The 17,038-nt window shown below is 63.2% G+C and carries 16 protein-coding genes; 9 read left to right on the top strand and 7 right to left on the bottom strand.

The window, feature by feature from the left end; genetic code table 11:
* Positions 1-51: 51 nt before the first annotated feature.
* The gene (locus tag FJ426_RS14570; protein ID WP_224646902.1) at positions 52-1,122 is read left to right on the top strand and encodes an ROK family transcriptional regulator; all 1,071 of its coding nucleotides are present in this window, start codon (positions 52-54) and stop codon (positions 1,120-1,122) included.
* On the opposite strand, the gene FJ426_RS14575 is transcribed toward FJ426_RS14570, so the two are convergent.
* Positions 1,116-1,910 carry a class I SAM-dependent methyltransferase gene (locus tag FJ426_RS14575; protein WP_246675545.1) on the bottom strand — a complete coding sequence of 265 codons (795 nt, stop codon included), beginning with the start codon at positions 1,908-1,910 and terminating at the stop codon, positions 1,116-1,118. The genes FJ426_RS14570 and FJ426_RS14575 overlap by 7 nt on opposite strands.
* Before the next feature lie 283 nt (positions 1,911-2,193).
* Here FJ426_RS14575 and FJ426_RS14580 point away from each other — a divergent pair, with 283 nt between their 5' ends.
* Entirely contained in the window at positions 2,194-3,738 is a 1,545-nt protein-coding gene (locus tag FJ426_RS14580) for an alpha/beta hydrolase (protein WP_140515254.1), read from the top strand.
* 160 nt (positions 3,739-3,898) lie between these two features.
* On the opposite strand, the gene FJ426_RS14585 is transcribed toward FJ426_RS14580, so the two are convergent.
* Entirely contained in the window at positions 3,899-4,426 is a 528-nt protein-coding gene (locus tag FJ426_RS14585) for a cytochrome c (protein WP_140498540.1), read from the bottom strand.
* 121 nt (positions 4,427-4,547) lie between these two features.
* Complete coding sequence (locus tag FJ426_RS14590) at positions 4,548-5,672, bottom strand: acetylserotonin O-methyltransferase (protein WP_224519069.1); 1,125 nt, start codon at positions 5,670-5,672, stop codon at positions 4,548-4,550.
* A 601-nt stretch (positions 5,673-6,273) separates the two neighbouring features.
* Between FJ426_RS14590 and FJ426_RS14600 the strand changes: the two genes are divergently transcribed.
* Positions 6,274-7,710, top strand: coding sequence for a PLP-dependent aminotransferase family protein (locus tag FJ426_RS14600; RefSeq protein WP_140560415.1), 1,437 nt, complete (start codon positions 6,274-6,276; stop codon positions 7,708-7,710).
* A 12-nt stretch (positions 7,711-7,722) separates the two neighbouring features.
* On the opposite strand, the gene FJ426_RS14605 is transcribed toward FJ426_RS14600, so the two are convergent.
* Positions 7,723-8,676: an EamA family transporter gene (locus tag FJ426_RS14605; RefSeq protein WP_140498350.1), complete on the bottom strand. Its 954-nt coding sequence runs from the start codon at positions 8,674-8,676 to the stop codon at positions 7,723-7,725.
* A gap of 244 nt (positions 8,677-8,920) precedes the next feature.
* Here FJ426_RS14605 and FJ426_RS14610 point away from each other — a divergent pair, with 244 nt between their 5' ends.
* The 3 genes from FJ426_RS14610 (at position 8,921) to FJ426_RS14620 (ending at position 11,781) form a co-directional block, all read left to right on the top strand.
* On the top strand, positions 8,921-9,877 hold the full coding sequence (locus tag FJ426_RS14610) for an AraC family transcriptional regulator (protein ID WP_140498351.1): 957 nt from the start codon (positions 8,921-8,923) through the stop codon (positions 9,875-9,877).
* Between the two features lie 130 nt (positions 9,878-10,007).
* The gene (locus FJ426_RS14615) at positions 10,008-10,709 is read left to right on the top strand and encodes a nitroreductase family protein (RefSeq protein WP_224519068.1); all 702 of its coding nucleotides are present in this window, start codon (positions 10,008-10,010) and stop codon (positions 10,707-10,709) included.
* A 154-nt stretch (positions 10,710-10,863) separates the two neighbouring features.
* A complete protein-coding gene (locus FJ426_RS14620; protein WP_140498352.1) occupies positions 10,864-11,781 on the top strand; it encodes an NADP-dependent oxidoreductase in 918 nt (305 codons plus the stop codon).
* Between the two features lie 195 nt (positions 11,782-11,976).
* Here the strand turns inward: FJ426_RS14620 and FJ426_RS14625 are convergent, their stop codons facing one another.
* Entirely contained in the window at positions 11,977-12,882 is a 906-nt protein-coding gene (locus tag FJ426_RS14625) for a LysR family transcriptional regulator (protein WP_140498353.1), read from the bottom strand.
* Between the two features lie 117 nt (positions 12,883-12,999).
* Here FJ426_RS14625 and FJ426_RS14630 point away from each other — a divergent pair, with 117 nt between their 5' ends.
* From FJ426_RS14630 to FJ426_RS14640, 3 genes are read left to right on the top strand one after another with little or no spacing between them, the layout of a single operon-like run.
* The gene (locus FJ426_RS14630; protein WP_140560414.1) at positions 13,000-13,422 is read left to right on the top strand and encodes a DoxX family protein; all 423 of its coding nucleotides are present in this window, start codon (positions 13,000-13,002) and stop codon (positions 13,420-13,422) included.
* A gap of 45 nt (positions 13,423-13,467) precedes the next feature.
* Positions 13,468-14,340 (top strand): NmrA family NAD(P)-binding protein, encoded by an 873-nt coding sequence (locus FJ426_RS14635; protein ID WP_140498355.1) that lies wholly within the window; start codon positions 13,468-13,470, stop codon positions 14,338-14,340.
* A 42-nt stretch (positions 14,341-14,382) separates the two neighbouring features.
* The gene (locus FJ426_RS14640) at positions 14,383-14,739 is read left to right on the top strand and encodes a hypothetical protein (RefSeq protein ID WP_181172752.1); all 357 of its coding nucleotides are present in this window, start codon (positions 14,383-14,385) and stop codon (positions 14,737-14,739) included.
* 54 nt (positions 14,740-14,793) lie between these two features.
* On the opposite strand, the gene FJ426_RS14645 is transcribed toward FJ426_RS14640, so the two are convergent.
* Entirely contained in the window at positions 14,794-15,249 is a 456-nt protein-coding gene (locus tag FJ426_RS14645; RefSeq protein ID WP_140560413.1) for a VOC family protein, read from the bottom strand.
* 21 nt (positions 15,250-15,270) lie between these two features.
* Positions 15,271-17,034, bottom strand: a complete 1,764-nt coding sequence (locus tag FJ426_RS14650; protein ID WP_140498357.1) for an MOSC and FAD-binding oxidoreductase domain-containing protein — start codon at positions 17,032-17,034, stop codon at positions 15,271-15,273.
* Between the last annotated feature and the right edge of the window lie 4 nt (positions 17,035-17,038).

The following is a 17,038-nucleotide window of genomic DNA, read 5'->3' on the forward strand; positions in this document are numbered from 1 at the left end:
TTACCGATGGGGCGACCCTTGCCTGACATGAGGTTTGCACCACCCAATCCCTTGCGCATCGCCGATCGTGCGAGCGGGCTGAACGCGTTGAGCGTGCGCAGCTACAACGAGCGTCTGGTGCTGTCGCTGCTGCTTCAGAACGAGGGCATATCGCGGATGGAAATCGGCGAGAAGACCGGTCTGTCGGCGCAGACGGCCTCGGTCATCGTCCGCTCCCTCGAACAGGAAGGGCTGGTCTCGCAGGGCGAGGCGCAGCGCGGCCGTGTCGGGCCCCCCACCATCCCGCTTTCACTCAACCCGGAAGGTGCCTACGCGGTCGGCGTCGGCTTCAGCCGGCGCAGGATCGACATCGCGCTCATCGACTTCATCGGCACCGTGCGCTTCCACACGCAGTTGCCCGCGGATGAAGCCAATCCGTTTCCGCAAAACAACGATTTGCTTGCGACGATCAGGCAAGCCATGACGAGCCTGCCGGTCGAGGCGCGCAGCCGGGTCGCGGGTATCGGGCTGGCCGTTCCCGATGAGGTCGACGCCATGGCTGCAACCGGCAACGGATCGAGCACGTCCCTGAAGGCTTTGCAAAGCGAGATCGAAGAGCAGATCAAGCTGCCGGTCTTCGTCCAGAACGACATCACCGCGGCGGCCGGCGGCGAGAGCATGTTCGGCGTCGCAAAGCCGCTGAACGACTATTTGTTCTTCTATCTCGGAGCTAGGCTGCAGAGCAGGCTCATCCTCAACCACCAGATCTATAAGGGAAACTCCAGTGCCAGCTTCGATCATGGCCTCATGCGCCTGGAAAGCGAACTGGCCATGCGCGGACGCTCGTCCGAAATCATCTGGAGCAGCAGCCCTGAGTGGCCTGATCTTGGAGAGGCCTACACCGAATGGCTGGGGGAATGCTCAAACCGCCTGAAAGCATCGATCTCGGCGCTGACCCAGTTTGTCGAGTTCAGGACGGTCCTCCTGTCCAGCTATGCGCCGCAGAAAATCGCCAAGGCCTTGTGCGCCGATATCGGCCGGGAATTTGCCGCTGTCCAAGCGTTGCCAGCGCGGGTGACCATCAGCCCGAAAGCCGTCGGCGCAGCCAGCCTGCCGTTCAGCTCGCGGTTTATGATTCAATGATCGGAACGCTGATAACAGAAGGGTTGCAAAGCCCCATCTGAGACGTGGATGCACGCGGTTTGAATGTCGGCTAACTCCGGTGCGAGAAGCTGTCCCTCACGCCATCTTCTGTGACCTCGCGCATCAGGAACGGGATGCCGACGACCGTCATCGGCAATTCCGCGCGGAAGCGGATGTGCGTGGGACCTCGTAATGCACGATCTGGCCTGGGGTGATGGCCCGTCACCCTGTCGGAGCACCGCGACGCCGGCGTAGTGGCTTCCCAATTGCCAGAAGGGCAGCGGGAACCGCCCCCGCTCCTCTTCAACGATGCGGAAGCCCGCCTCTCGGATCAAGTGCAGCGGTTGGCGGTTGAGATGACAGCCGCCGGCGATCTGTCCCCACGGCTTGTTCAGCCGCTCCTGCCATCTGCGGCCGCGCGGCCCCTCGGCCTGGCCGTGCTCGATGAAGATCAGCCGGCCCATAGGTTTCAATATGCGGCGGATCTCGGTCAGCGCCGCGTCAGGGTCGGGAATGGTGCAGAAGGCATAGGTGACGACGACCGTGTCGGCGAGGCCGTCGATCAAGGGCAGCCTTTCGCCGCTGGCCCGGATGCAGTCGACGTCGAACGGCAGGGAACGGATCTTCGGTTCGGCCAGGCCAAGCATCGTGCCGTCGGGATCGATGCCGACCAGCCGCTCCACCCTGGCGGCGTCGTAATAGAGAAGGTTCAGGCCGGACCCGAAGCCGACTTCGACGACAATGCCCTGCGCCCGCGGGATCAGGCGCCTTCGCATGCGCGCGAACACGTTTGCCGAACAGCCGGCGTGGACGAGGTAGGGAGCAATGCAGCGTGCGTACCAGGAGAGACAGGATTGGCACATGTCTCAGCCTCCTTTCCCTGCGTTCTTGACGCCGATGGGAACGCCACCCCCGGCAATGGCCTCGGACGTGCAATGCTGGCTGAGAGTATTGACCGGTGACATTTCTCGCTCCAAGGAGTCTCCTGATCGGGCCCGATCGGCCCGACGTCGTGGGATGGATAGAAGGCCGGCGTCCCCTGAACGTCCCCGCTCGGCCGCGTACGGGTCGATGGAAAGATTGGAGTTCCGACTTCTGGGGTTTCCGGAGTTCCGTCTGAACGGGCAGCCGGTGGAGCTCGCCTTGCGCAAGGCGGCCGCGCTCCTCATCTATGTCGCCGAGGCCGGCGGGCCCGTGGCGCGCGAGGTCGCCGCCACGCTTCTGTGGCCCGAAACCGACGAAGAAGCCGCACGAGCACGCCTTCGGCGCACACTGCATAAAATTCGCATCGCGTTCGGCACGGAGGTCATCGCCGCCACGGGGGCATCCCTCAGCCTACACCCGGCGCTTTTCGTCGAGCTCGACTCCAAGATTTTCGAGCATGCCTGCAATGTCGGCCCGCTCGACGAGGCGGCCGACATCTATAAGGGCGACTATCTCGGCGGCTTCTCACTCCCGGATTGTCCGGAATTCGACGAATGGGTCTTTTTCAGGCGCGAGGCCTTGCGTAGCCGACTGGTGCAGACGCTGGAGCGTACCATCGAAGCGAAGATCGCCGGCGGCGAACCACGCAGCGGGGTGGTGCATGCGACGCGCCTGGCGGCACTCGACCCCTTGAGCGAAAGTGCGCACCGTCACCTGATCCGCGCCCACCTGGCGGCCGGGGACAGGGCGGCAGCCGAGCGCCAGGCCGAAAGCTGTGTCCGGCTGTTACGAGACGAACTCGGCGTAGCGCCGGACCCGGCCACGCTTGCCCTGGTGCGGGAGCCAACTCAAGATGTCACTTTGGACGTGCCCAGGACGCGCTACGTCGAAGTAGACGGCATCCATCTCGCCTATCAGATCGTCGGCAGCGGACCGACGGACATCGTGCTTGTTCCCGGCTTCATTTCGCATGTCGAGCGTATCTGGGAAGACAGACGCTGCCGCGCCTGGATATCAGCGGTTTCGCGCTTGGGCCGCCTGATCCTGTTCGACCGGCGCGGCATGGGACTTTCCGACCGTGTCGGTGTCCGTGCCACAGTCGAAACGACAGCGCAGGATATTCTGGCAGTCATGAACGCGGCCGGCAGCAGCCGGGCCTTGCTCATCGGCGCCTCGGAAGGCGGGCCGGGTTGTGTCCGTTTCGCCATCGATCATCCGGATCGGCTCATCGGCCTTGTCCTGTGGGGCTCGCTCGCGAAAGGCAGCCGCGCGTCGGACTATCCCTTCGCCTTGACCGCCGCGCAATACGATCTGTGGAAGCAGCGGCTGATCGCCGGCTGGGGCGGCCCGGCGGAAATCGAGACCTTCGCCCCCAGCCTCTCCGGAGACCGCCAGGCGGAGACCTGGTGGGCGGGATTGCTCAGGGCAGCCTCCAGCCCCGGCGCGGTCGCGGGTCTGCTCGAAGCGCTGCGTGATACCGATGTCCGTTCCCTGCTCGCAAAAGTCTCGGCCCCGACGGTGGTCCTGCACCGGTCCGGCGACCGCGCCGTGCGCGTCGAGGCAGGGCGGCTCCTGGCCGCCGGGATCCCGGGCGCGCGGTTCATCGAGATCGCCGGTGACGACCACTGGTTTTGGGTCGGCGACCAACAGCCGCTGCTCGACAGCATCGGCGCGCTTGCACGAAGCAGTTGATGCGCGGATGCGGCATCTGCCGCCGTCAGTTCCGAGTGTGCAAATGGTTGTGGGGACTGGCCGCGAATGGCGAGGCCGGCGCGGATGCCATTTTGGCCATGCTCCGGGACGACGCCGGGCGGCGTCGAACACGACGTCCGGTGGAAGGCCGGTTTTCGGCCTATTTCGGTGCAGCGGCAGCGGTTCCGCCCGGCGGGATGATCCGCATCATGGATGTCGACACCGTGTCGCCAGGCTTGAACGGGCCCGGGACCTTGTTGCTTACCGGCTTCACGCTTTGCAGGAACGCCGCGATGGCCATGGCATCGTCCGCTGTGAGATGCGCAAAAGCAGGCCAGGGCATAATCGGCGCCAGGGTGCGGCCGTCCGGCCGCTGGCCAGTCTGGATCGCAGCGACGATCTGCTCCGGGGTCCAGCTGCCGATGCCGGTCTCCCTGTCGGGCGTGATGTTTCGACCGGGAAAGACACCGACGCCAGGTATCTCAAAGCCCACATCCGAGCCGCCAAGAAAGCGCGACATATCGGGTTTGCCGAAGAAGTAGCCGGGCGTGTGGCAGTCGTTGCAGCCGGCGATCGTGACCAGGTACTCGCCACGCGCGACCTGCGCGTCGTCGGCCACGGCGACGTATGATGGAAGGGCGACGACCGAGGCCGTGAGCAATGCGAGACGAACTGACGCTGGAAACATGGTTTTCTCCCTTGGTTGTTCTTGGCTTCTCCTATGACCTTTGTCGTGCTCCCGTCGGGGGCTGCCGTTACGCAGCCCGGCCAGCCGATTGCGGCGCACCTGATCCGCTCTACGTTGCGCCTTACGGTTTGCGGCCGATCACGGCGCCGTTCGCGGCGGGAGCATCGAACCAGACCGTCTCGACGTGCCTGAATCCGGCTTCCTCGAGCCACGCCGAATACTCGGCCGGGGTGTAGTTTCGTCCTTCCGTCTCGATCAGCATGTTGAGGCTCATCAGCGCGGCCAGCGCCGGGCCGGTCTTTTCATCATTGACGAGAAGCTCGCTGATGACGACCGCGCCGCCGCTTGGCAAAGCCTCGAAGGATCGGCGCAGCAGGGCGCGATTCTTCGCCTCGTCCCAATCGTGCATGATCATCGACAGGAGATGCACGTCGTGATCCCCGGGAAGCTGTTCGAAGAAATTGCCGTCCGCGGTCTCGATGCGGTCGGTCAAGCCGGCCTCGGCGATCTTTCCCGCGGCGATCGCGGCGACATGCGGCAAGTCGAACACGGTCGCACGCAGCGCCCCATATTGTTTGCAAAGCTCGATGTCGTACGCGCCCGAGCCGCCGCCGATGTCCAGGAGGCGGCGGAAATGACTGAGATCCACGGCTTCGCCGAGCTTGCGCGCGGTCATCGTGGAAAGCGAATGCATCGCCTCCCAGAAAAGCGCCAGCATCGTAGGATCCTCGCCCTCGAACATCGAGGATTGCACTGCCGGATCCCATGTGGTTGGCCGGTTCGTGCGCAGCGCCTCTGCAAGCCTTCCCCAGCCCGCATAGAGTCGCTTGTCGGCCATCTGCACGAAGCCACCGAAGTAATACGGCTTACCGTTCACGAGATAAGTTTCGCTTAAGGGCGTGTTGCGATAGCGGCCGTCCGTTTTCTCCAGGAGCCCAAGTGCAGCGCAGCCGGTCAACAGCATCTCGGCCGGTCGTTGATGCAGGCCGAGCGCTTCCGCCAAACCGGCAACCGTGACGGCGGCGCCGCTCGCAAGGCGGCTGAAGAGGTCCAACTCGTGCGCGGCGGCCAGAGTCTTGAAGGCCCAGAAACCGGTCGAAAGCGCCATCAGTGGGACAGCGGAAGGAAGCTCTTGCTTGGTGACGATTGGTCGGTCGGCCGCGCGCAGCCCTGTCTCGCCCGGGATCGAACCGGGCTGGTGGGCAAGTGTTGTCGTGCGCGTAGCAGAGCGCTGATGGTTGGGCATGGCACTCTCCCCAAATGTTGACGATTGGTCCGCAGCTTCCGAGCCGCGCGGTGATCTCGACGGCGCGGGTTTCGAAAATGCCGCCGATCGAATGGTCCACCAGCACGCGGCGGCGGCCTTGTGCTCGCAAGGCCGCGCCGATGGGGCGCAATAGGGTCAGCCCTGGCGACCGGCGTAGGATCGGCCCCGTGGTCCGGCAGATCGATGGCATGGACCCGAATGTCCCTCAACAGCTCGGGGGACAAATCCGCGATTGCCCGACCTCTTGAGACGGATAATTGCCAAGTCTTGAGGGCCGCGACTGTGGTTTTCGGCACAGACCAAGGTAGTCGCACGCTCGACGGGTGATGGATTCGAGTCTCCGCTCGAGGCATTTCAGCCTCCCATAGCCGGCCATCCGCTTCTTCCCTTGCCGCCGAAGCAATGGTAAGGAGGCTAGAGGACCGATAGAAGTGCCAATTCATGGATTCTTGGCCAGTCCAATTCCAATTGGCATGACGACACTTGCAAGGCGCTACCGCTAAGCCAGCGCAGGACGCAGGAGGACTGGTGGCAGGCTGAATTCCAGTGCCTGCGTCAGACCAATTCCAGTTGCTGAACAATGACCGCCTTTCACATAAGCCTGGTCGGGCGCAAGAATCTCAGCGGCGAGATTTATCGTCAGATACGGCGCGCCGTTCTGGATCGACGGCTGCGGCCCGGCGACCCTCTGCCGCCTGGCCGCGAACTGGCGCGGACGCTTGCCGTGTCGCGTGCCACCGTGACCGTGGTTTATGAACGGCTCGCCGCGGAAGGGTTCGTGACATCCCGGCAGGGGTCTGGGACGTTCATCAGCGAATTGGTCGTGCCGGCCGGGCGAGAAAAGACCGGACGCCGATCTACCGGCGTGCTCCAGCCACGCCAGATCTGGGAGGCGATAGCCCCACCACCCGCATTCGAGCCGGTTCGGTTCGACTTTCACGCCGGGTTTTGCGATGCTTCGCTGTTTCCGCACGGGGCGTGGCGGCGGTCGGTGGTTTGGGCGCTGCGTTCGGGCGAAGCGACCGCCGGCACTTACGAGCATCCCGCCGGACATCACGATCTCAGGGTCGCAATCGCCAGGCACATAGGCATCTCCCGAGGGATCGGGGCGGCTGCGGACGACATCATTGTCACAAACGGTACGCAGCAGGCACTGGATGTCCTGGCCCGCGTCCTGCTGGCACCGGGCGATGCAATTGCCATTGAAGATCCGGGCTACGGTCCTCCGAGGCATTTGTTCAAGGCCTTGGGTATTCGTGTGGTCGGTGTACCGGTGGATCGCCAGGGCCTGGTCGTTGATGCGCTACCGCGCGGAGTCCGAGCCGTGTATGTCACGCCGTCTCATCAATTTCCGCTTTCGGTGACGATGACGCTGCCGCGCCGGCAGGCGCTGCTGGCCTGGGCCGAGCGAAATAACGCGGCCATCATCGAAGACGACTACGACAGCGAGTTCCGTTTCGGAGGCCGTCCCCTCGAGCCGTTGCAGACGCTCGACGCAAAAGGCCGGGTCATCTACGTCGGCTCCTTCTCGAAGACAATGCTGCCGACGCTTCGGCTGGGCTTCATATTGACGCCGCCATCGCTGCGAGCGGCCGTGCACAAAGCGAAATTCGTCAGCGACTGGCATTCATCGACCCCGGCGCAAGCAGCGCTCGCGCGTTTCATCGATGAGGGCGCCTTTGCGCGTCACATCCGTCGGGTGAACGCGATCTACCGGGAACGGCACCAGATCATCGCGGACGCCATCGCCAATGATTTTGCCGGGCATCTCGAGCTCATCCCATCGACAACGGGGCTCCATCTCACCGCTCTTGCCCGGAAAATGTCGGCGGACCGGATCGCCGAGGTCGCCCGCCGCGCAGCCGATCGCAGCGTCGCCGTCCAGATCCTGTCACGGTTCGCCGTGAACGCCATACCGCGAGCCGGCATCATGCTGGGGTATGGCGCCATTCCGACGCCCCGCATCGAAGAAGGGTTGCATTTGCTGCGCGCCTGTTTCGACAGTGAACCGCCCTGACCTTCGATTTATCTACGCCACGCGTGGTTGAGCTGGCCTGGGTTTGGCCACGGTGGCGAGTACGATGCCGGTGACGATGAAGGCCGCGCCGACCAGATCGTAATCGTGCAAGCCCTCGCCGAGCAGCAGATAGGCTAACACAGCGACGAACACCGTCTGCAGGTAGAGCAGCATGCTCGCTCGGCTCGCGCCGAGCGTTTCCACGCTTTTGTTGTAGAGATAGTACATCAAGGCGCCGCCCGGACCTGCCAGATAGGCGAGCGCGAGAATGCTGTGGACGTCCATGGCGGAGCGTTCGTCGTTGAACAATTCCCACACATGGAACGGCAAGGCGACCAGCGCACCAGCGCCGAGCAGCAGCACGACCATCGGCAGGAGTTCGATGCCGAATTTGGCACGGCGCAAAAGCACGGTGTACAGGCCCCAGCAGAACGCGCTGCCGACGATCCACAGCTCGCCGGCGTTGAACTTGAGTTGCAGCAGCGCCGTCAGGTTGCCGTGGGCAACGATGAAAATCATCCCGGCGAGCGCAACCAGCGCGCCTAGCGACTTCCACAGCCCGAGCGGCTCGCCAAGCACGAAACGGGCGAGCACCATCGTCATGACAGGCGACAGCGCCATGATGATGCCGGCCGTGGTGGCGTCGGTGTCGTTGAGGCCATGGTAGATCATACCTTGGCACAGGGTGAGGCCGATCGCCCCCACCGCGACGACCTCCACGACGCGCGTTCGCAACAGTCCGATCATCGCGTCGTGATGACGGTGCACGATCGGCAGCAGGATGGCGCAGGCAAGCGTCAGCCGCCAGAAGCAGAGGCCCCAGGGTGGCATTTCAGGCGCCACCCATTTGGCCGCGATATAGACGCCAGCCGAAAGCAGCCAGCACAGGACGGCGGCCGGATAGCCGGTCACGGAGGGCACGACCTCGGGTTGCGCGACGTGATGCGCTATCGGCATTGCCTGCATGTCATGCCCTCCCCTTCGATGACGTCGGCCCCATGCGACAATATAGCCTGCGCGGTTGGGTCGTGCATCCGTTTTGAAGGGCGAAAGGAATCCGCACTCGACCGCACGCCTGATACAGGCCCTGTTCCGATCGTGGGGCGCCCGGTGCTCGCTCCCATCCAGGCGCGGTCGAAATGTGAGCGACAGATAGAACCAGTGCACAATTGCGATAAGATGTTTCACCATTTCCGGTTTTCGAGGTCCAATGTCTGAAGTGGACTGGCTCAGCCATCTCTTGCAAATCATCACCGTTACCGGCCAGCTCGAGGTCCGCTGCGCCTACGGTGCGCCGTGGCGCATTGCCTGGAGCAAGGCTGCCGCAAACGAAATTCCCTACCATGTCATCGTCAGGGGCCGGGCCATTTTGGAGGATCCGGACACGAGAGCAGCAAGGGAGCTGGTGAGTGGAGATATTGTGCTGCTGCCTCACGGCGCGGCGCATGTGCTGCACGACGGCAGCGGGCAAATACCAATCCCTACCCAGCAACGGCGGGGGGCTGCCGGATGGATGCTGAGCGAGAATGATGGCCAGGGCGAGCAACTGGATCTGCTGTGTGGGCGATTTTTTATCGCACCACCCCATGATCGGCTGGTCCGCAACTACCTGCCTGCGGATCTGGTGGCGCGGTCCAAGGACGGCGATGAAGAAAACGGCATCGGCTCCGCCTCCAGCCAACTGGCCGGCCTGGTGACGCTGATGCGAATGGAGTCCGCCGGAGACAGAGCCGGAGGACGCGCCATTCTCAACGCGCTTTCTTCGGCCCTGTTCACACTGGTACTGCGCGCGGCGAGCCAATCCGGGAAAGCCCCCGAAGGCTTGTTGGCCCTGGCCGGCAATCCCCGGCTTGCTCCAGCCATTTCCGCGATGTTCGCCGATGCGGCACGGCCCTGGAAACTGCCCGATCTGGCCGAATTGTGCGGGATGTCGCGCGCTACGTTCATGCGCCAGTTCCAGGACAAGCTGGGTCGCTCCGCGCTCGATTTGTTGACCGATCTCCGCATGAGCCTGGCCGCCAACGAGTTGAAGAAGCCGGCGATCAGCACCGAGGCCGTGGCCGAGACCGTCGGGTATCAATCCGTTTCGGCGTTCCGGCGTGTTTTCGCCGAAAGGACGGGGATGACGCCGGGGGAGTGGCGGCGACTGGCGCACAAGGGCGAGTAAGACGCGCGGTCCGGAATCGAGAAAGCGCAATTTGATCCTTTCGCGCATCACATTGAGCTAATTCAGCCTCGAAATAATCATTCTTCCCCGTAGATTAGGCTCCGCAATCACTTGATAAGGGAGCCATCCAATGAACTGCCTCGCCACCACCGGACCCGCAACCCGCGTAGCCGCCCAGATCTTCGCGCAAACCGGGAAGAGCGAAAACGCTTTCGCGACGAATGCCGTCATCGAAACGATCCTAAGCCGCAGCGCCGCCAAGTACTACGATCCCGCTGCCACCCTGAGCGACGACCAAATCCGCGACCTGGTGCGTATCGGCACGTCCGCGCCAACCTCCTTCCACCTGCAGAACTGGCGCTTCATCGCCGTACGCTCGCCGGAAGCCAAGGCACGGCTGCGCCCGATCGCCTGGAATCAGCCGGCGATCACCGATGCGGCCATGACCTTCATCATCATCGGCAGGCTGGCCGATGCCAGCACCGTCCCAGCCCGCCTGGCGCCCGTGGTGGAGGCCGGCATCATGCCGGCGCACCTGGTGCCGGAATGGGAGATCCCCGCTCGCGGTTTGTATGACGATCAGCCGCGGCGCCAGCGCGACGAGGCGGTACGCTCCGCGACCTTTGGCACCGCGGCGATCATCTACACGGCCCGGTCGCTGGGCCTGGGTTCGACGCCGATGATCGGTTTCGACGCCGAGGCCGTGCACCGCGAGTTCGGCCTGGCCGAAGACGAAGTGCCGGTGATGCTGCTGACCGTCGGCCCGGAGCGAGCCGGCAACTGGCCGCAGAAGCCGCGCATGCCGGTGGCCGATGTCCTGGACTTTGCATAATCCCCAGCAACTCCAGATCTTACGGAGACAAGGATGGCAAGAACTGCCGCTCTCGTGGAAGGCGCCGCGCCAATGGCTGATTGCGTGAGAGATCGAAGACCTTCCACGCCCGTAAATTACCCCGAACCAACAAATGTCTGAGGAGACAATTCCCATGAAAGCGATCGTAGTGACGGACCAGGCTGCAGGAACGGCCGGGATGAAGGTGGTGCAGCGGCCCGAGCCGCAGGCGGCGATAAACGATGTCGTCGTCGAGATCCATGCGTCGGGGTTCGTCCCGACCGAGCTGACGTGGCCCTCGACCTGGACCGATCGCGTCGACGGCGACCGGACGCCATCGATCCCCGGGCACGAGCTGGCCGGGGTGGTCACCGCCCTGGGCTACGGTACGACGGGACTGTCGGTGGGCCAGCGGGTGTTCGGCCTCGCCGACTGGTATCGCGACGGCACCCTGGCGGAGTATATCGCTATCGAGGCCCGCAACCTCGCGCCATTGCCGGGCGATGTCGACTTCACGGTGGGCGCTAGCCTGCCGATCTCGGGCCTGACCGCGTGGCAGGGACTGTTTCAGCACGGCCGTCTTCAGGCGGGGCAGAGCGTCCTTGCGCATGGCGCGGCCGGCGCCGTCGGGTCGATGGTGACGCAGCTCGCACGAGAGGCCGGCGCCTACGTCATTGGCACCGGACGCTCTGCCGACCGCCAGAAGGCGCTCGACTTCGGCGCAAACGAATTCGTCGACCTCGAGAACGACGCCCTCGAAGACGTGCGCGGCGTCGATCTGGTGTTCGATGTCATCGGCGGCGACATCCAGAAGCGGTCCGCGGCGCTGATCCGAGCCGGAGGCACGATGGTGACTGTCGTCGGCCCGGCCGAGGCGAGGCCCGTGGATGGCCTGGCGGTCGACTTCGTCGTCGAAGCCGATCGTGCCCAGCTGAGCGAGATCGTCCAGCGGGTGCGGAACGGACGGCTGCGGACGAACATCGGCAAAGTCGCTCCTCTCGACGAGGCGATCGCCGCCTTCAACTCGACCGAGCGACGCGCGGGGAAAACGGTCATCCGCGTTCGCCCGTGAGGTCTTGGGGGAGAGAGGGACGGTTCCTCTCTCCCCGATTTCGTCCAGACGGGCGGCCCCGGATAGGTTGCGAGCAGCGATATCTCATGTCGGCCCCGCCGGTTTCGGTGTCGCATTCTGTTGGCCCGCCGGGCCGCCGACCGGCAGACATACCCAGAATGTTGATTTCGAGGCGGGACGAAGATGTTCGTCCCGCTATTCGAGATACGGCGCCAGTACATCTTCGATCCATTTCATGAATGCGCGGACGCGGCGCGACAGATTGCTGCGATGTGCTACGACGAAGGACACGGGGATCGCCCGGCGACGCAAATCGGGCATGATCTCCACCAGCGCTCCACTCTTCAAGTATTGGCCAATCCCCAGAAGCGGCGCTTGAATCAGGCCAAGGCCGGCGACGGCGGCAGCGTCGTAGGTCTGCGCGCTGTTGACGTGTAGCGCGCCTGGCAACTGACGCGTCGAGTAGCCGTCGCCGTCCGGATATTCCCATCCATGCGGTCTCGCGCCCAGCATCGTCGAAAAATGAATTGTCCGATGTTCCTGGCGCTGGAGGTCGTCCAGCGACCGAGGGACGCCATAGCGCGCCAGATAAGCGGGACTGGCGGCGTTGACCATGCGCAACAGGCCCAGCGGGCGGGCAATCAGCGTCTCGTCTCCGATGGGACCAAGTCGCAAGACGCAGTCAAACCCCTCTTGAACCAGATCGACTTGCCGGTCGGTACTCGACACCTCCAGCTCCAACTCGGGGTGAGCCGCCATGAACTCCGGCAAGGCCGGCACGATCGTCGTGCGCGCCACTTCGGTCGGAAGATCGACCCGTAAGCGCCCGCGAAGCGCCACGCGATCGCCGGCGAACATCGAGTGCAGATCATCGACTTCAGCCAGCAGATCGCGGGCACGGGCATGAAACGCGCGCCCGTCCTCCGTCAGGCGCACGCTGCGCGTGGTGCGGTGCAGGAGCCTGGCACCGACGTCTTCTTCCAGCTTCCGGACCGCCGTCGAGGCCCTCCCCTTCTGGATGCCCAGGCTATCGGCCGCGCGGGTGAAGCTGCCCATTTCCGCTACCGTTATGAAAATGAGGACGTGCTCGAGATTCTGCATTTTCGTACCTCTATTGTTTTTTATAAAGAGAACAGTTGGTTCATTTTCTCGGTGTTTATCACACTCAGGAGGCACAGTAAGTTTCGGATATGGGATCTCCCCATCGGAGAACGACAAGTGTCCGAAACCATGAACCCGCGTCAGGCAGCCGAAACCGTGACCTTGCATCGCGCCCTGTGGGCCGGCCGGATCATGAGCGCGTTTGTCGTTATCGCTCTGGTGGCAGACGGCACCATTCAGCTTTTCGCGCCGGCACAGATCGCGGGCATGTTGCAGGAAACCGGGTTCACGATGGACCTGACCCGTGTCGTGGGGCCGATCATACTCGCCTGCGCCATTCTTTACGCCATTCCGGCCACCGCCGTCCTCGGCGCGATCCTGGTGACGGGCTTTCTGGGCGGTGCCATCTGCGCCCACGTCCGCATTGGTGAGTTGGGATCGCCGCCGGAGATCATTTCCCTGTTTCTGGGCGCGCTGGCGTGGGGCGGCCTCTATCTGCGCGATCCCCGAGTCCGGGCCATTCTACCGCTCATCCATTGAACCAACCGGGGCAGTGCCCTGTCCCTCGACATCAGGAGAAAACACATGTTTCTAGTACTGGGAATCACGGGAAAAGTTGGCGGCGCAACGGCAGAACATCTGTTGGCGCACCGCAAGGATGTACGCGCGCTCGTCCGCAATCGCGAGAAGGCGGCCAACTGGGCGAACAAGGGCGTGGAGCTGGTGGAGGGCGATTGGAATGATCCGGCAGCCATCGAGCAAGCGCTCGGAGGCGTCGAAGGCGCGTTCGTCATGTTGCCCCCTGTCTGGGCGCCCTCGCCCGATTACAAGGAAGCAAAGGGCGTGATTGCAAACTATGTCGAGGCGCTTACCAAGGCAGCGCCGCCGCGCGTGGTTGCGCTTTCGTCGATGGGCGCGAACCGAACCAGCGGGCACGGGGTGATCACGGCCCTGTCGCTTCTGGAGCAAGGTCTTCGCGACCTGAAATCGCCAATCGCATTTGTGCGCGCCGGCGGGTTCTTCGAAAACTTCCTCTACGGCTTGCAGGTCGCGCAGGGCGGAACGCTACCGGTCTACTACAATCCGACAAACCGGAAATCGACCATGGTCGCGACGAACGACATCGGCGCGGAGGTCGCATCCGTTTTGACCGGGCCGGCGTGGTCAGGGCAGCGCGTCATCGAGGTTGGTTCGATGGTCACCGCCGATGACGTCGCGGGGCAGTTGGGTGAAGTCCTCAATCGCGACGTGAAAGCCTTTGCAATCCCGCGTGCACGCTGGGCGGAAGCCTTCGAGCAATTCGGCATCCCCAAGGGCCGCTCCGGACCTGCCGAAGAAATGTTCGAGGCCGTGAACGCGGGATGGATGGACCTCGGCGCCGCGAGTACGGAGCACGTAGCCGGTACGACGCCCGCACGAGATGTGTTCGAGGCTGCACAGAACGCCGCCAAGGCGTAAGTCCGGGAGAGACGGAGACTTCCCGCTTCTGCACCGCACCTCATGTGGTTCAATTTCGCGCATTTGTTTTCGATCTCACTGCTCCCGCTATCCACTGCTTGGATGGCGGTGAGCGAACTGGAGCCGCAGCCCGTAGCCTTTTACGCAGCCGCCTTCTCTCTGGTGAATGCAACCTACATCGGGCTGATCTGGGAGCTGCTCGATCGGCGAAGCAGCGTCAAGATTTCGCCCAAAGTACGCAGGCTCATGCGCGTCCGATCCTTTACGACCTTGGCCCTCTTCGGCGTGGCTGCAATGATTGCGCTGAAGTACCCCCTTGTGGGCTTGGGTCTCTGCATCTGCTGTCTGCTCGGCTATTTGAATCCCGAACCGCCAATGGCTGAAACGCGGCGAAACTGACAAAAGTAGCCTAACTCCGCAGCGTTTTTGCGATTTCACAGCGCTGCTCGCGCATCACACATCAGGGTGTCCCCGTTCCTGCAGCACCCAAGTGTTGCCATCTGGATCCGAGAAGCCCGCGAAGCTGGCATAGTCGCGGTGGTTGGGGTCGAAACCTGGGGCGAACGCCCCACCCCAGCCGTCGATCGGAGCCTTGTGCTTGAGTTCGCTGACTTCGACTCCGCGTTCGAGCAACCGGCTTCGCGCAGTCTCAATATCCGTAACGACAAGATAGATGTTGCGAAGCGACCCTGCGGGCGCGTCCGTAACGCCTCTGCCGAATTGTATTGAGCAGTGGGAGCCAGGCGGCGTGAGCTGGACCACACGGAAGGTGGTGTTCGGCGCATAGTAGACATCGAGCGCAAAGCCGACCCGGTCCACATAAAACCGGAGCGCACGATCGATATCGCTTATCGGCAGTGTGACAACCTCAAGCGATAATGTTCCGAACGCGGCTGTGCCAGACTTCATAGTCCGTCCCCTTCGATTAGCTTACAAATCGATGACTAGATCACGGGTCGGTTGCGAGCAGCAAATGAGAAGGTTGCCGTCGGCCGGCCTTTCAAGCGGTTCAGGCTCATAGGCGATCGCGCCTGATATCAACCCACTTTCGCAGTTGTGACAAACACCGGTTCGGCATGACCACCGGGAGGGAACGTCACAGGCCTCTGCCAGCTCCAGAATGCTCCGGTACACTGAAGGGTTCCAATGGGCGGCTACACCACTTCGAGCGAAGGAGACCAGCGGACCGGCATCGGTGTCGCCTTCCGGCAGATGTGGCGCGCGCCGCTCGCTGGCAACAACACCGGGGTTCAGCGGCTCGCTCCCGTTGAAGATCTCGATACGAACGCGATCCGGGGCGACGCCCGATGCGGCTAGCGCCTCTTTCATGTCTGCCATGAAGTCGACAGGTCCGCAGAGATAGACGTCCGCGTCCTGCGGGATACTGACACTATTGAAGACCAATGATGATAGGTGGCCGGTTGCATCAAAATCGACGCCGAGTCTGTCGACCGGGTCTGGCCTGCTATAGCAGACATAACTGCGACCATGGGGGAGACTGGCCATCAGACGGCGGACTTCGGCTGCAAAAGGATGGTGCCGTCTGTCGCGAGCCGCGTATAGCCAGAGGACCTGCCGCGTGTCCCGGGCTGCCGCCAGCGCGTACAGTATTGCCAGAAGAGGTGTCGCGCCGATGCCTGCGCTGAGCAGTACCACGGGGCTCTGCCCAGGCTGCAATGTAAAGCTTCCGCGCGGCGAGCTTACGTCGACAAGATCGCCTATCCGCACATGATCCCGCAGAAAAAGGCCGGCCGTCCCGTGCGGTTCGATCTTGACGCTGATTCTGTAGCGCTCTTCCGAGAGTGGGCCCGAGAGCGAGTAGCTGCGAAATAGCGCAGCACTGGAACGGGTCGGGCGAAGGCGCAGCACGATATATTGACCAGGTAGAGCGGGCGGGAGCGGCTTTCCATCGGGATGCCGCATCGACAGAGAGACGACGTCCACGGACTCCTGCTCTAGATCAGCCACCGCGAGCGGCTGAAATCCGGGAGCAGCAGGGTGTAACGCGGCTGGCGGAGCGAGCCCGGCATTGCCGCTCTCTACGCCGGTCGATTGGCTGCGCAGCAAAGCCTCAAAAGAACCCCGCCATCCTGGCGAAAGCGCTTTGATCCGCGCCGCGCGCTCCAATTCGACGCGGGGATGTTCCGGTGAATAAAGCAGTGCATTCAGCTCAGCGACGGTTACCCGTTCATTCGCTTCGCCCACCTTGAGGATTTCGTCGCCCGCTCCTACCTCGCCTTCTTGCAGAACTCGGAAGTAGAATCCTGGCCGGCCGCTGGAAGTCAGCAATGCCGGCATTCGGGGCTCGTCCATGCGGATGCCAACCCGGTAGCATGTGACGCGAGGTTGAGTGACCTCGAAAAGCGCGCCTCCAATACGAAATCGATCTCCGATGCAAACTGCATCGTCTGGCAAGCCCTCGACCGTGAAGTTTTCGCCGAACTGACCATAGACGAAGTCGGTCCTGTTCAGGTGCTTCTGCCAGTAGCGATATGATGCGATTTGATAGACGAAGACGGCCCGCTGCTCGCCCCCGTGCCCGGCGAGGTCGCCCTGACCGTCGCCGTCCAAATTCAATCGGCCAACGCGACAACGTCCGGCTACCGGGTTTTTGAAAATGCCGGTGTATACTGTGCGGTCATTCCAAGAGATGTTGCGCGGAAGCCCCACGTTCACGGACAATAGTCGCGCCATGCTC

Origin of the sequence: Mesorhizobium sp. B2-6-4 (assembly GCF_006441495.1) — a bacterium.
Taxonomy (GTDB): Bacteria; Pseudomonadota; Alphaproteobacteria; order Rhizobiales; family Rhizobiaceae; genus Mesorhizobium.